The sequence below is a fragment of the Aliivibrio wodanis genome (assembly GCF_052920805.1).
The window spans coordinates 2417530-2432833 of the sequence record NZ_JBREXA010000002.1; the positions used below are offsets into that span (position 1 = coordinate 2417530).

Genomic DNA, 15304 nt, shown 5'->3' on the forward strand with positions numbered 1-15304 from the left:
TCCGATTAAAGCATTGGTGTTTGAGCTGGTGGTGTTGTCGCATCACTTTCTACGATACGAACTTTTGCACCATTACTTAAACGAACTTGACCTGTTGTTACAACAGTATCACCTGCTTTTACACCTTCAAGGATGTGAGCAATCTCTCTCGCTCGTTCACCTACTTTTACTACATGTTGTTGTACACGTTTCTCACCATCAACGTCAGATACGATATACACATTGTCACCATACAGAGTAAATGTGATTGCGGTTTGAGGGATTACAACTTGGTTTTCTTGAGTTGGAAGAATAATTTCTGCACGAGCAAACATACCACTACGTAATTTGCCACCGTTATTTGGAATATCGGCTTGTACTTGAATTAAACCACTTTGGATATTTACAGCTGGTTCAATTGCACTAATAGAACCTTTAAAAGTATCGTTCGGGTAAGAATCAACGGAAATATCGATGTCCTGACCAATGTTAATACGAGAGATGTCCGTTTGAGGGACGGTAAAGCGTAAACGCATCACACTTGAATCTTCTAAACGTACAATATCAGTGCTTGGTTGCAAATATTGGCCTAGGTAAACATTACGAATACCAACAATACCAGAGAACGGTGCTTTGATTTCACGACGCTCAATTGACGCTTTCATACTTTCAATATCAGCAGAAAGAGAATAATAGTTTGCTTCAGCTTCGTCGTAAGCTTCTTTTGAAATAGACCCTTTTTTATAAAGGCCTTTATAACGCTTATATTTTGCTTCAGCAGCAGGTAAGCGAGCTTGAGTACTCTTCAAGTTAGCTTTTTCTACTTTAGAATCAAGAGAGATCAATAATTGACCTTCTTTAACTTGGCTGCCTGAATCAAATGAAATCTTATCAATAACGCCATTAACTTCAGTTGTTAGAGTCACACCTTGGTTTGGTTCAATAAAGCCGATAGCTTCAATTGTTGGCGTCCAATTTGATGGATTAATAGTCTCAACCGTAATTGGGAATTCCGGTTCAGGTCGATTAGCCATATATTCAGCAATTTTTTGTTGTTTGATCATGTTAAAGCCAATTACGCTACCAAACAGAAGTAGGGCAAGAAGCAACATAAAGAAAGTCCACTTTTTCATTCTAATTAGAACTCCAAATTAGTGTTTAATAATAGCGTCCCAACTGGCTTCAATTGCCGCGTTGAGATCTTCGTCGGTTAATGTAAAAAAACCTTGGGCATGTTTTCGAGCCAAACATACGCTTGCCTCTAAACTGAGTCCGGTTAGTATTTCTATACTAAGTGGTTTAAATACGCCTTGCTCAAGTCCATCTACAAAGAGTTGATTAACTTGGGCAAACATTTCTTTTTCTAGTTCCCTAAATTTAGCCAAATCAGTAGCAGGAAGAGCTTCATATTGGTTTCGATTTAAAAAAGTATTTTTTTCAGATTTAGAAAAATACCAAATATTTAACCACATGGTACGAAAACGAGTTTTTATTGGATCGGAATCATTCACGTCTTTTTGAATAGCAAATGCTACACGTTGCATAATATTTAGTTTTATTTCTTGGATTAACGCTTCTTTATCATCAAAGTAACGATAAATTGTCCCAGCAGCAACTCCAGCTTGATTCGCGACTTTTTGCATAGACAGGCCGCTAAATCCATCAGTTGCTAATAGTTGTTCAGCAGACTCAAGAATGAGTTGATGCTTTTCCTTCATAAATAATCACCCTTATGAAATGAATGAACGTTCATTCATTATTTTAGGCCACAATGTGTAAAATGTAATCTGTTTTTATGTCAAGAAACGTAAATATTACATTTTTTCATTGTTAGTTTGCGTGGTATTCACAACTAGACCGCTTTATTATAGATACAAATATTTCATTATTGATTTTATAGGTGATTCATGAGACTTAATCCACAGCAAGATGAGGCAGTAAAATTTGTCTCAGGGCCATGTTTGGTATTAGCTGGTGCAGGGTCAGGTAAAACACGTGTAATCACAAACAAGATAGCTTATCTCGTTCAGCAATGCGGTTATAAAGCGCGTAATATTGCAGCAGTAACCTTTACTAATAAAGCTGCACGTGAAATGAAAGAGCGTGTAGGGCAAACGTTAGGTAAACAAGAATCTAGAGGATTAATGGTATCTACATTTCATTCCCTAGGATTAGATATTATTCGTCGAGAGTACAAAGTACTTGGTTTAAAAGCAGGATTTTCCTTATTTGATGACCAAGACCAATTAGCACTTTTAAAAGAGTTAACTGAACAGCAAATAGATGGTGATAAAGATTTATTGCGTCAACTGTTGAGTTGTATTTCTAATTGGAAAAATGACATGCTGACGCCAACACAAGTCAAAGGCATTGTTCGTTCAGAACAAGAGCAGCTTTTTGCCTTCTGTTATGAAATGTACCTTAATCAAATGAAAGCGTATAACGCATTAGATTTTGATGATCTAATATCATTACCTGTTTTACTGCTTAGAACCAATCAAGAAGTACGTGAGCGTTGGCAAATGAAACTTCGTTATTTATTAGTTGATGAATATCAAGATACCAATACTAGTCAGTATGAATTAGTTAGATTACTCGTTGGTGAAAGAGGTCGATTAACTGTTGTTGGTGATGATGATCAATCGATTTACTCATGGCGCGGTGCGAAGCCTCAAAATTTAGTTCTTTTAAATGAAGATTATCCAAATTTACGAGTGATTAAATTAGAGCAAAATTACCGTTCAACTAGCCGAATTCTTCGTGCCGCAAATATCTTAATCGCAAATAATCCACACGTATTTGAAAAGCGACTCTTTTCTGAGATCCCAGATGGTGAGCTAATTAAAATTCTTACAGCAAAAGATGATGATCATGAAGCAGAGCGTGTTGTTGGTGAGATTATTGCCCATCGCTTTTTAAATCGAACGGACTATAAAGATTATGCCGTGTTATATCGTGGTAACCATCAATCACGTTTGATCGAAAAATCGTTAATGCAAAACCGAGTACCTTATAAGATTTCAGGTGGTACCTCTTTTTTCTCTCGTGCTGAAATTAAAGACATTATGGCGTATCTGCGCTTGCTAACTAATCCTGATGATGACAATGCTTTTTTGCGTGTAGTGAACACACCGAGGCGTGAGATTGGCCCTGTGACGTTAGAGAAGTTAGGTACCTACGCTAATATGCGTGGAAAAAGTTTGTTTGAAGCCAGTTTTGAAATGGGTCTAGAACAAACATTATCAGGGAGAGGTTTAGAATCATTACGTCGTTTTAGCCATTGGATTGTGTCTATTTCAGAAAACGCTGAGCGTGGTAATACCGTTGAAGCAGTTAGATCTCTAGTGAAAGATATTCACTATGAAGATTGGTTGTATGAAACATCAACTAGTGCAAAAGCAGCAGAAATGCGAATGAAAAACGTCTCTGACTTATATTCATGGATTGTTGCTGATCTTGAGGGTGATAACTATGACAAAGAAGAAAAGACACTAAAAGAAGTGGTTCAGCGTTTAACATTGCGTGACATGATGGAGCGAGGTGAAGATGAAGATGGTGCAGACCAAGTTCAATTAATGACGCTACATGCATCAAAAGGCTTAGAGTTCCCCTATGTTTTTCTAATTGGTGCAGAAGAAGGAATTCTACCTCACCAAGTGAGTATTGATGAAGATAATGTAGAAGAAGAGCGTCGTTTAGCTTATGTAGGGATAACTCGAGCGCAAAAAGAGCTGACATTTACCTTATGTAAAGAGCGTCGCCAGTATGGAGAGTTGATCCGCCCTGAGCCTAGTCGATTTTTAGAAGAGCTCCCACATGATGATTTAGATTGGGAAATGAAAAAACCAAAACCGACTCAAGAAGAGAGAATGGAAAAAGGAAAAGCCAATATAGCTAACCTTAGAGCTCTGCTTAAAAAATAAACAGAAATAAAATGCCCACAACATGATGACGTTAGTGGGCATTTTTATTGCTCAAGTAATTAATCTAGTTATGAATTAATTTATAGGCCTTTAATTAAGTGCTCAACAGCCGCAATTACTTCATCATCAGAACAGTTCATACAGCTACCACGAGCAGGCATCGCATTGAAGCCGTTAATTGCGTGGTCTGTTAAAACATCCATGCCTTTAGCGATACGTGGAGCCCATTCAGCGGCATTCTGTGTTTTCGGAGCTCCAGCAGCCCCTGTTGCATGACATGCAATACAGAAAGTACCATAAACTTGCTCTCCTGAACGAGGGCCAGTTGGCTCTTCAACCACAGGAATATCACTTGCTAGGTAAACTTGACCAACGGGCTTAATTCGTTCAGCAATTGCATCATCAGAGTTACCTGCTGCAAATGAGGTAGTTGAAAAAGTTAATGCAGCGACTGTTGCAATAATGATGTTACGAATAGATTTTTCCATAAAGCTCACTTTACACTCCCAGTTATTATTATTGGCCTAAGGCCATTTTATAGTATTTATCGATTTTAAAACGTACTTTGAAAAGTAGCAGAGTTAACTTCGTGTAAATATTGAGTGAGTATATCTGCTTAAATTGTTGCAATAAACCACTAGACCCAAAGAAAATGAGGATAAATGGCAAGGAATTGTCGAAAAAGAGACCAAACGATAAAAAAAGTAAAAAAAACACTAGACGAAGGTGCCTCATATCCGTATTATCCTTCTCCGCCGATAGGGTATACGCCCGTAGCTCAGTTGGATAGAGCGTTGGCCTCCGGAGCCAAAGGTCGAAGGTTCGAATCCTTTCGGGCGTGCCATCCGGAATAGAAATTAAAGGCACAGAAAAAGTAATAAAGTAGTGGTGGCTATAGCTCAGTTGGTAGAGCCCTGGATTGTGATTCCGGTGGTCGCGAGTTCGAATCTCGTTAGCCACCCCATTATTTTGGTAACCAAGTTTACTTACGTAAATAAAGTTTCCAGTTTTGATTCAAGTAACATCCCAAGAATCGAAACAAAATTTGTCGGTGAATAGCGCAGCTTGGTAGCGCATCTGGTTTGGGACCAGAGGGTCGGGGGTTCGAATCCCTCTTCACCGACCACTATTTCAATAATCGCAATAGCGGTTATATAAAAAGTTAGTGGTGGCTATAGCTCAGTTGGTAGAGCCCTGGATTGTGATTCCGGTGGTCGCGAGTTCGAATCTCGTTAGCCACCCCATTAATTTTAAGGTAACTTAGTAAATAAGGTTCCCTTTTTGATTCAAGCTCCATCCCAAGAATCAAATAAAAACTCGGTGAATAGCGCAGCTTGGTAGCGCATCTGGTTTGGGACCAGAGGGTCGGGGGTTCGAATCCCTCTTCACCGACCACCTTTAAAAGCCTCGTCAGAAATGACGAGGCTTTTTTCATTTCTGCTTTATATTATTCTAACCTTTATCACAGAATCACTATTTTACGTTGTGACTTATTCCTGAATTAAACTCTGATTCTACAAGTTTCTATGACTTAGTTTTATTCTTATTTTGATAGCTTACACTGGCTTTAAACTAAAATTACGTTATAAAACTCTGGTACTAATCACGTATCTAAATTAATGCATCATTTCTAATGTTAAAATATATTATGTGTATTTATCTAAAAGTTTTGAAATTTAAGCTTGATAACTTACTTATTGAATTGTTATTAACTGTATGTTTTATTTTGATTTTATAGCACTTTACAATAGTCAAACATCTCATTTGATATAGTTTTAAATGACTTTTTATTCAGTATAATGACATATATTAGTTTTATACTCTTTGATTGTTGCTTTTTTGTGAATAATTGACTACATTGGTGTCCTAATCAGGTTACAGTATTTATCGCTGTTTCGAATGGAATCAATGTGCAGACAGGGCAGGATGCTGCCGAGTAGTCGGAGTCTGATAATGTCACTTTTAGAAGTTAAAAATTTACGTATCGAATACCCATCTCGCCATGGTGTTCATGCCGCAGTGAAATCGCTATCATTTTCAATAGAGCGTGGTGAAATTGTAGGGGTTGTTGGTGAATCAGGTGCAGGTAAGTCAACAGTAGGTAATGCTGTTATTGATTTATTAAGTCCTCCTGGTGTTATTGCTGATGGAGAGGTCTTTTTAGATGGTGAGAAAGTCTCGGGTTTATCAACAGAAGAGATGCGTAAAGTTAGAGGTTCTAAAATTGGTTTTATTTTCCAAGATCCGATGACGTCGCTAAATCCTCTGTTTACTGTCGAACAGCAAATTACAGAAACCATTCATGCGAATTTAAAAGTATCAGCAGCAGAAGCATATGAGAGAGCATTATCTCTTATGAATCAGGTTGGTATTCCACAGCCTGAAAACCGTCTAAAACAATACCCACATCAATTTTCAGGTGGTATGCGTCAGCGTGTTGTTATTGCGATCGCTTTGGCTGGTGAGCCAGATCTTATCATTGCAGATGAACCAACGACAGCACTTGATGTTTCTATTCAAGATCAAATTCTAAGCCTTATTCGAGATCTCTGCGTTGAAAAAAATGTAGGCTGTATGCTAGTAACCCATGATATGGGAGTTGTTTCTAACGTTACAGATAAAGTTGCAGTAATGTTCCGTGGTGATTTAGTTGAGTTTGGTAACACAGACAAGGTTCTAGGTAATCCAGATCACTCTTATACTCGTAGCTTAATTTCAGCAGTACCTCGCTCAGATATCAAATTAGATCGTTTTCCATTGGTAAGTTACATCGAAGAAGCTGTAGAGCATGAATGTATCGATGTAAAGACACATTGGTTAGGGCAAAGCCAAGATCATCGTGAATATTCAGGCCCATTATTAAAAGTGGATAATGTTAGTCTTCGTTTTGTGACGAAAGATTCTATGTTTGAAAGTCGCCGTGAATACGTTCAAGCTTCAAATAATGTTAGCTTTGATATCCATGAAGGTGAAACGTTTGGTCTTGTTGGTGAATCTGGCTCAGGTAAATCAACAATAGCCCGTGTTATTGCCGGTTTGTATACACCAAATTCAGGTTCAGTGACATTTGAGGGGGTTGATCTTACAGCTCTTAAATCTGAAAAAGAGCGTCGTCCAATGCGTCGACAAATGCAAATGGTTTTCCAAAATCCATATACTTCAATGAATCCGCGTATGAAAATCTTCGATATCATCGCAGAGCCTATCCGTTTTCATAAGTTGACCGGTTCAGAAGCAGAGACACAACAGATCGTGAATGATCTTCTTGATCACGTTGGTTTAGGGCGAATGGCTGCATTGAAGTATCCGCATGAGTTCTCGGGCGGCCAGCGTCAACGAATTTCGATTGCTCGAGCATTAGCAACACGTCCACGTCTATTAATTTGTGATGAACCAACCTCAGCGTTAGATGTATCGGTTCAGGCACAAATTCTCAATTTATTAAAAGATTTACAAGATGAGTTAAATTTAACTATGTTGTTTATCAGTCACGATTTACCAGTTATTCGTCAAATGTGTGATCGAGTGGGTGTGATGCAGATGGGTAAGCTATTGGAAGTAGCTCCAACTGAAAATCTTTATACGAATCCTCAGCATGAATACAGTAAGCAATTAATTTCACTTATGCCGGAATTTAAAGGCTTAAGAGAAGATATAACAGCGGTATAAACCGTCTAATAATAAGTAAAAACACAACAAACTAGGGATGAATTCCCGCATAAGGAGTTATGCAATGAAAACCATGAAGACAAAATTGGCTATCGCTCTGATGGCAGCAGGTCTAAGCTTTAGTGCAGCAGCAGCAGATATTACAGTTGCTTATGATGCAGATCCAGTTTCACTTGATCCGCATGAGCAGCTATCGGGCGGTACTTTACAACTATCTCATATGGTGTTTGATCCCCTAGTACGTTACACGCAAGATTTAGATTTTGAAGCTCGTCTTGCTGAAAAGTGGGAGCGTTTGGACGAAAAAACGGTTCGTTTCACACTACGCAAAGGTGTTAAGTTCCATTCTGGTAATGAGATGACTGCCGATGATGTGGTTTGGACATTTGAGCGACTAAGAAATTCACCAGATTTTAAAGCAATTTTTGAACCGTATGAAAAATTAGTAAAAGTTGATGATTATACGATTGAGCTTGTTTCTAATGGTGCTTACCCGTTAGTACTGCAAACTGCAACTTACATCTTTCCAATGGATAGTAAGTTCTACACCGGTAAAACAGCAGAAGGTAAAGATAAATCAGAAGTTGTGAAGCATGGTAACTCATATGCTTCTACACATATTTCAGGTACGGGTCCATTTGTTGTTAAATCTCGCGAGCAAGGTGTAAAGGTTGTGTTTGATCGTTTTGATGGTTACTGGGATACAAACTCCCCAGGTAACGTTGACGAACTAACACTGGTTCCAATTAAAGAAAATGCAACACGAGTAGCCGCTCTACTTTCTGGTGACGTAGACATGATTGCGCCAGTTGCACCAAATGATCATAAACGAGTGAAGAAAACAAAAGGTATTGATCTAGTAACTCTACCTGGTACTCGTATCATTACATTCCAAATGAACCAAAACTAGTAATGAAGCATTAAAAGACGTGCGTGTTCGTCAAGCGATTGTTCATGCGATTAATAATGAAGGTATTGTTAAGAAAATCATGAAAGGCTTCGCTACAGCAGCTGGTCAGCAAGGTCCATCTGGATATTCTGGTTATGATGCAGATCTAGTGCCACGTTACGATCTTAAAAAAGCAAAACAGCTAATGAAAGAAGCGGGTTACGAAAACGGCTTTAAACTTAGTATGATGGCACCAAATAACCGTTATGTGAATGATGCAAAAGTAGCACAAGCATCTGCGGCGATGCTATCGAAGATTGGTATTAAAGTTGATCTGAAAACATTACCAAAAGCACAATATTGGCCAGAGTTTGATCTGTGTTCTGCTGACATGATGATGATTGGTTGGCACTCAGATACAGAAGATTCAGCGAACTTCTCTGAGTTCTTAACAATGACTCGTAATGAAGAAACAGGTAAAGGTCAATATAACTGTGGTCATTACTCAAACCCAGAGCTAGATAGCCAAGTTACAGCAGCTAACGTAGAAACTGACATCGCGAAGCGTAATAAAATGCTACAAGGTGTTGAGAAAACATTGTATGACGATGCTGCATTTGTTCCTCTACATTGGCAGAACCTAGCGTGGGGTGCGAAATCTAACGTTCAAGTTCAACCAATTGTAAACGCAATGAACTTCCCATACTTTGGTGATTTAGTTGTTAAATAATCTCTTTTAAAGTGACAAGGTTGCTCTGAGCTTCAGGGCAGCCTTTCTTTTTAAATGAGATGTAATAAAAAGAAATGCGAGTAATTTTTTAGGTGTGGTTTTAATTGCCATATCATTTTTAGGATAGATTAAGGGGACAAGGAATGTTTACGTTTCTGGTCAAGCGCCTGTTTCAGGCACTGATAGTGATGTTTGTGATCAGTCTGGTTGCGTTTTCCATCCAAGATAATTTGGGTGACCCGTTACGTGAATTGGTTGGACAATCAGTTTCAGAAGCAGAGCGTCAAGCTCTGAGGGATGATTTAGGGTTAAACGACCCATTCATCACAAAGTACACTCGTTTTATTACTAATGCGGTTCAAGGTGACTTGGGCACGTCTTATTTCTTTAAAAAACCAGCGGTAGAAGTCATTCTTGATAAGCTAGTTGCAACCTTAGAGTTAGTATTAGGGTCCGCTATAATTATTGTTTGTCTCTCGATTCCTCTTGGTGTTTATTCTGCTATTCACCCAAAAAGTTTTTTCACTAAAGCTATCATGGCATTCAGTAGTATTGGTATCTCTGTACCCGTATTCTTAACCGCTATAATGCTGATGTATGTTTTCTCGATTGAATTAAATTGGCTACCGTCTTATGGACGAGGCGAAACTTATAATTTATTAGGTTGGGAATCAGGGTTCTTTACTCTTGATGGTTTAGCTCATTTGGTATTGCCTTGTATCTCATTAGCTTCAATTATGCTTCCTTTATTTATTCGTTTGGTTCGTTCTGAAATGTTAGAAGTGCTGAGCTCTGAATACATTAAATTTTCAAAAGCTAAAGGTATTGCAACAAATAAAATCTATTACCAACACGCACTTAAAAATACCATGCTACCGGTATTAACCGTGGGTGGTGTTCAGATTGGTACTATGGTCGCTTATACCATTTTAACAGAAACAGTATTCCAGTGGCCGGGAACGGGCTTCTTATTCTTAGAGGCGATTAACCGTGTTGATACACCACTGATTACTGCTTACGTTATCTTTGTCGGTCTAATTTTTGTGGTGACAAATACCATTGTCGATTTGTTATATGGACTAATTAACCCAACCGTAGATATCACAGGGAAAGGAGCGTAACCATGGATGTAACGACTAACCACGTTCCAACACGTTGGGAACGATTCAAATCATCAGACTTTTTGTATTATTTTTTACGCGATAAAGTAGCAATGTTCAGTTTTGCTGTATTTATGGTGTTTCTTTTAGGTGCATTGTTATCACCAGTACTGGCTCCAAGTAATCCGTATGATCTGAGTTCAATCGATATTATGGATTCTGAGCTTCCTCCATCTTGGATGGAAGAGGGCGATGAACGTTTCCTTCTAGGTACTGATGACCAAGGTCGTGATGTTCTATCAACCATTCTTTATGGTTCTCGTTTATCATTAACGATTGGTTTTCTTGCCGTTGCAGTACAGCTTACATTAGGCATTGTGATTGGTTTGTCTGCAGGGTATTTTGGTGGTCGAATTGACAGTTTCTTAATGCGTTTTGCTGATGTACAGTTATCATTCTCGACCATGATGGTTGCGATCATTGTATCTGCAATTTTTAAAGCAAGCTTTGGTACTGAGTTTTTCAGCCAATATGCGGTAATCATGCTCGTTGTGATTATCGGTGTTGCCGAATGGCCACAGTATGCACGTACGATCCGTGCATCTGTATTGGCAGAGAAGAAAAAAGAATACGTAGAAGCTGCAAAAGTGATGGGATTTCGTTCTCCACGCATTATGTTTCGTCATATCTTTACCTAACTGTCTATCGCCTATTTTGGTTATTTCAACAGTACAGATTGCCAACGCGATTATGTCGGAAGCCGCACTTTCTTTCTTAGGTTTAGGCTTACCAGTAGATCAACCGTCATTAGGTTCATTAATTAGTATTGGTTTTAACTATATTTTCTCTGGTTCATGGTGGATCACCGCATTCCCTGGCTTGGTATTAGTTACTTTAGTTTTAGTAATTAACCTGCTTGGTGACTGGTTAAGAGATGTATTTAACCCAAAAATTTATAAAGACTAACAACTAAAAGTTAACTTAAAAGCGGTGATTTAATCATCGCTTTTTTTTTGTTTATAAAACATCAATAACGTCTTACAGGAAAGAAAAGAAGCTTATTTTGTTGTTTTTCTGACTAATTTGTCGCTTTTACTGGTAATAATTTACTCAGTTGTTAGGATCATGCAGTGTGTTTAAATATTTTAAATCGAGTATTTGAATTAAACCAAAACAGAGAACTTCGGTTCGAAGTGAGGAATAATGAGTAGAAATAAGGACAAGTACAGTATAGATAATACGGATTATACTGTTGGACAGGATAACGTTCAAAAATGGGGGTTTGATGTACATAATCCCGTCTTCGGCATCAGTGCTGGTCTGATAGCCCTCTTCTTAGTTGCTGTTGCAGTAACTGATCCAGAAGCAGCAAAAACCGTTTTAGATGGCTTTAAATGGAAAATTATTAATGCGTTTGATGGTTTGTTCATGTGGTCTGCCAACATCTTTGTTATTTTCTGTTTAGCATTGATTGTATCGCCATTTGGCAAAATCCGTCTTGGTGGCGACAAAGCAAAGCCTGATTACTCAATGATATCTTGGCTCTCCATGTTATTTGCAGCGGGTATGGGTATTGGTCTCATGTTCTGGGGAGTTGCAGAACCTGTTGCTTACTTTACTGGTTGGTATGAAACGCCGCTTGGTGTTGAGGCAAATACCCCAGAAGCTGCGAAATTAGCACTAGGAGCAACCATGTTCCACTGGGGTCTTCATCCTTGGGCTATTTATGGCGTTGTTGCTTTATCTTTAGCATTTTTTGCTTATAACAAAGGCTTACCACTTTCAATGCGTTCAATCTTCTATCCAATTCTTGGTGATAGAACATGGGGTATTCCAGGACACATTGTTGATATTTTAGCGGTATTAGCGACCTTATTTGGCCTGGCGACATCACTAGGGCTAGGTGCTCAACAAGCTGCAAGTGGCTTTGAACATGTGTTTGGCATGGAAGGTGGCTTAGGCTTACAAGTTGCGATTATTTTTATTGTTACTTTACTTGCTGTTATCTCGGTTATGCGCGGTATTGATGGCGGTGTAAAAGTGATTAGTAATATTAATATGCTGATTGCAATTGTACTGGTTTCTTTTGTTGCTTTAGTGACATTTGCGGTATCAATGGGCACGATCCCAACAACAATCATGGGCTATGTTGAAAATATTATTCCACTAAGTAATCCTCATGGTCGTGAAGATGAAGCGTGGATGCATGGTTGGACTGTGTTCTATTGGGCGTGGTGGATTTCATGGTCTCCATTTGTTGGTATGTTTATCGCTCGAGTATCTCGTGGTCGTACAGTGCGTGAGTTCTTAACTGCAGTATTAATTGTTCCAACAATTTTCACCGTTCTTTGGATGTCTATCTTTGGCGGCGTAGCGATTGATCAAGTAGTGAATAATATTGGTACTTTAGGTTCTAAAGGTTTAACTGACGTATCACTAGCGATGTTCCAAATGTTTGATTCATTACCAATGGGTAACATCCTTTCATTAATTGCAGTCGTTCTGGTATTGGTATTCTTTATTACCTCATCAGATTCAGGTTCATTGGTTATCGATAGTATTACTGCTGGTGGTAAAGTTGATGCACCAGTACCACAACGTGTGTTCTGGGCATTCATGGAAGGTGCAATTGCGGTTGCTCTACTGTGGGTTGGTGGAACTCAGGCGATTGAAGCATTGCAAGCCGGTGCAATCTCTACCGCTCTGCCATTCACTATTATCTTATTGGTAATGTGTGTTAGCTTACTAATGGGTATGAGAACAGAAAAACATAACCGTTCTTAATTTTTAAGATGTTTGTAATAAAAAGCCGATGAAGATTAGTATCTTCTGAAGTGACCCCGTTAAGTTGGACATTTTAGTTAAGCGGCTTGTAAGGCCTGGTTTCGATATTCTATCGGAGTCAGGCCTTTTAGTTTTACCTTAATCCGCTTCGTATTGTAATACTCGATATATTCTTCGATCTTTTCTATTAACTCATCTGCATCCTTGAAGATGTATCCATGATACATTTCAGTTTTAAGTAAACCAAAGAAATTTTCAGCTACTGCATTATCTAAGCAGTTTCCTTTTCTAGACATACTTTGTTGAAGCCTATGCTTTACAAGTTCCTGTTGATAAGTCTTATGTCGATATTGCCAACCTTGATCACTGTGTAAAATTGGCTTCGAGCCCTTACTTAGTTTGCCTATTGCTTCTTTAAGCATATCCGTGACTAGCGGTAAACGTGCATTCTTTGTCACTTTATAAGCGATAACTTCTTGATTGAATAAATCAACCACTGGCGATAGGTAAACTTTTTGTCCGTTAACTTTAAATTCTGTTACATCGGTTACCCATTTCTCATCTGGTTTCGTAGCACTAAAATCCCTTTCAAGTACATTTGGGACTGATTTACCCACCTCTCCTCGATAAGAACGATATTTTTTGGGTCTTACTATAGATTTTAGGTTTAGTTGCGCCATCAGCCTTTGTACTGTTTTATGATTCAGCTCTACACCTTTTCTTCGCATAGCTAAATGGATCCGTCGATAGCCATAACGTCCTTTATGTTCATGGTAGATAGACTCAATCATCTCTAACTCATGCTCATAAGTATCAGGCCTTCTACTTATTTGAGCCTGATAATAGAAGACACTTTTTGCCAAACTGGTGATACGAAGTAAATATTTTAAAGGGTAATTAGCTTTGAGAGCTAAAACAATTAACGCTTTTTCTTTGTTTGTTGGCGTTTTTTCTGTTTCAGCTCTTCGAACTTTTTTAGAACAGCATTCTCTGTTCGTAAATAACTTAACTCTTCTCTTAGCTCTTCAATGGTCATTTCGTCATCTGATTTTTGTGTAGTATTGGATAATAATTTCATTGAAGGCCTTCCTATATTACTATTCTTGAGTCCCTTAAACCCCGCTTCATTATATGTTTTAAGCCAGACTGATAGCGTGCCAGGGGAGGATAAGTTTAATACTGCACTAGTGTGAGTGAGAGACCAACTGTTAGTCCACATTAATTTCAATGCTTGTAATTTTGTTTTGGCATTATCGGCATGTGTAGTTGGTAAAAATGAGTTTTTACCATGGATAGAAAATACTTGAGTCCAATATCGTATCTGACGAGCAGATATCGAATATTCTTTAGATAATTGAATTGATGTACGACTAACTAAGCACTGCTTAGCAATAATTAGTTTTAGCTCACGACTATATTTGGACATAAAAAAGACCCTCAGTAATTGGTTGTCCAATTATTGGGGGTCAGTTCACTTCATTGGCTTTTTTATTTATGAGAGGTTATCAATTTATAACCATAATTTTTTTATTGGGTCATCAGAAGAGAAATGATGGTGAACTTGGGCTTGAAAAAGCTCAGCAGTTGCAATGGCATCAGTTAACGCATGGTGAGGAGGGTAAGATGGTAAGCCATAACGTGAGCGGGAATTAGCTAAACGTATCGACTCAGAACGGTTTCCCTTGATCCAATTCATTAATCCCTTAGATCGTTGATGCTGATAGTCACCTTCAATTTGCATTGTATCGATAACAGGAAAAACAATTCCCTCACCAATTAAACTACGAAGGTTAGTATCAAAGAAATCACGCTCAATTCTTCGATAATGTACTACAACCACTTTCCCTGCTAGTGCATCTAAGACCTTAACCAGAATACGGCGTAAATCAGGTGCGTTTTGTAGATCTGTATGAGTGATCCCATGGATAACCACAGACTCTTCTTCTAAGCTATCTTGAGCTTTTACAAACCAATGCTGTGATTCACGACAGCGAATTCTCTGCAAACTAAATGGGACTAAACCAATACTGATAATACTATTTTGATTGGCATCTAACCCTGTGGTCTCAAAATCCAACGCAACAAAATCAATGTCGCTCAGTGGTGTCTCTTCGTCATAGGTTCCTGACTTATAAAAATTCTTAAGTCTTTTATCTTTACTGATCTTACACTTATGTTTAAAAAAAGAAGACCAATTTAAAATTTCTTGAGGAGAATAGGGAAACATCAT

Annotated in this window: 9 protein-coding genes, 5 tRNA genes and 3 pseudogenes; 11 read left to right on the top strand and 6 right to left on the bottom strand. The window is 38.3% G+C overall.

Annotated features, from left to right (window positions below; genetic code table 11):
- Positions 1 to 5 precede the first annotated feature (5 nt).
- Positions 6 to 1112, bottom strand: a complete 1107-nt coding sequence (locus tag ACU5DF_RS19135; protein ID WP_446713889.1) for an efflux RND transporter periplasmic adaptor subunit — start codon at positions 1110 to 1112, stop codon at positions 6 to 8.
- An 18-nt stretch (positions 1113 to 1130) separates the two neighbouring features.
- Complete coding sequence (locus ACU5DF_RS19140) at positions 1131 to 1697, bottom strand: TetR/AcrR family transcriptional regulator (RefSeq protein ID WP_446713890.1); 567 nt, start codon at positions 1695 to 1697, stop codon at positions 1131 to 1133.
- A 189-nt stretch (positions 1698 to 1886) separates the two neighbouring features.
- Here ACU5DF_RS19140 and rep point away from each other — a divergent pair, with 189 nt between their 5' ends.
- Positions 1887 to 3902 (top strand): DNA helicase Rep, encoded by a 2016-nt coding sequence (gene rep, locus ACU5DF_RS19145; RefSeq protein ID WP_446713891.1) that lies wholly within the window; start codon positions 1887 to 1889, stop codon positions 3900 to 3902.
- Positions 3903 to 3982: 80 nt separating this feature from the next.
- On the opposite strand, the gene ACU5DF_RS19150 is transcribed toward rep, so the two are convergent.
- A complete protein-coding gene (locus ACU5DF_RS19150) occupies positions 3983 to 4390 on the bottom strand; it encodes a c-type cytochrome (protein ID WP_446713892.1) in 408 nt (135 codons plus the stop codon).
- Between the two features lie 279 nt (positions 4391 to 4669).
- Between ACU5DF_RS19150 and ACU5DF_RS19155 the strand changes: the two genes are divergently transcribed.
- The 10 genes and pseudogenes from ACU5DF_RS19155 (at position 4670) to ACU5DF_RS19200 (ending at position 13074) form a co-directional block, all read left to right on the top strand.
- Positions 4670 to 4746: transfer RNA gene (locus tag ACU5DF_RS19155), tRNA-Arg, on the top strand.
- A 44-nt stretch (positions 4747 to 4790) separates the two neighbouring features.
- Positions 4791 to 4866: transfer RNA gene (locus ACU5DF_RS19160), tRNA-His, on the top strand.
- Positions 4867 to 4951: 85 nt separating this feature from the next.
- Positions 4952 to 5028, top strand: a tRNA-Pro gene (locus ACU5DF_RS19165).
- Positions 5029 to 5070: 42 nt separating this feature from the next.
- Positions 5071 to 5146: transfer RNA gene (locus ACU5DF_RS19170), tRNA-His, on the top strand.
- Between the two features lie 74 nt (positions 5147 to 5220).
- A tRNA-Pro gene (locus ACU5DF_RS19175) sits at positions 5221 to 5297 on the top strand.
- A 558-nt stretch (positions 5298 to 5855) separates the two neighbouring features.
- Complete coding sequence (locus ACU5DF_RS19180; protein ID WP_446713893.1) at positions 5856 to 7571, top strand: dipeptide ABC transporter ATP-binding protein; 1716 nt, start codon at positions 5856 to 5858, stop codon at positions 7569 to 7571.
- Positions 7572 to 7635: 64 nt separating this feature from the next.
- Positions 7636 to 9190, top strand: a pseudogene (locus ACU5DF_RS19185) (ABC transporter substrate-binding protein).
- Positions 9191 to 9333: 143 nt separating this feature from the next.
- A complete protein-coding gene (locus ACU5DF_RS19190) occupies positions 9334 to 10311 on the top strand; it encodes an ABC transporter permease (RefSeq protein ID WP_446713894.1) in 978 nt (325 codons plus the stop codon).
- A 2-nt stretch (positions 10312 to 10313) separates the two neighbouring features.
- Positions 10314 to 11256 (top strand): annotated as a pseudogene (locus tag ACU5DF_RS19195) (ABC transporter permease).
- Positions 11257 to 11493: 237 nt separating this feature from the next.
- Entirely contained in the window at positions 11494 to 13074 is a 1581-nt protein-coding gene (locus ACU5DF_RS19200) for a BCCT family transporter (protein WP_045103185.1), read from the top strand.
- A 77-nt stretch (positions 13075 to 13151) separates the two neighbouring features.
- Here the strand turns inward: ACU5DF_RS19200 and ACU5DF_RS19205 are convergent.
- From ACU5DF_RS19205 to ACU5DF_RS19215, 3 genes and pseudogenes are all read right to left on the bottom strand, one after another.
- Positions 13152 to 14030 (bottom strand): annotated as a pseudogene (locus ACU5DF_RS19205) (IS3 family transposase); the annotation flags it as partial.
- Positions 13994 to 14500, bottom strand: a complete 507-nt coding sequence (locus tag ACU5DF_RS19210; protein WP_446711479.1) for a helix-turn-helix domain-containing protein — start codon at positions 14498 to 14500, stop codon at positions 13994 to 13996. The pseudogene ACU5DF_RS19205 and the gene ACU5DF_RS19210, both read right to left, overlap by 37 nt.
- Positions 14501 to 14584: 84 nt before the next feature.
- Positions 14585 to 15301 (bottom strand): 3'-5' exonuclease, encoded by a 717-nt coding sequence (locus ACU5DF_RS19215; RefSeq protein WP_045103184.1) that lies wholly within the window; start codon positions 15299 to 15301, stop codon positions 14585 to 14587.
- Between the last annotated feature and the right edge of the window lie 3 nt (positions 15302 to 15304).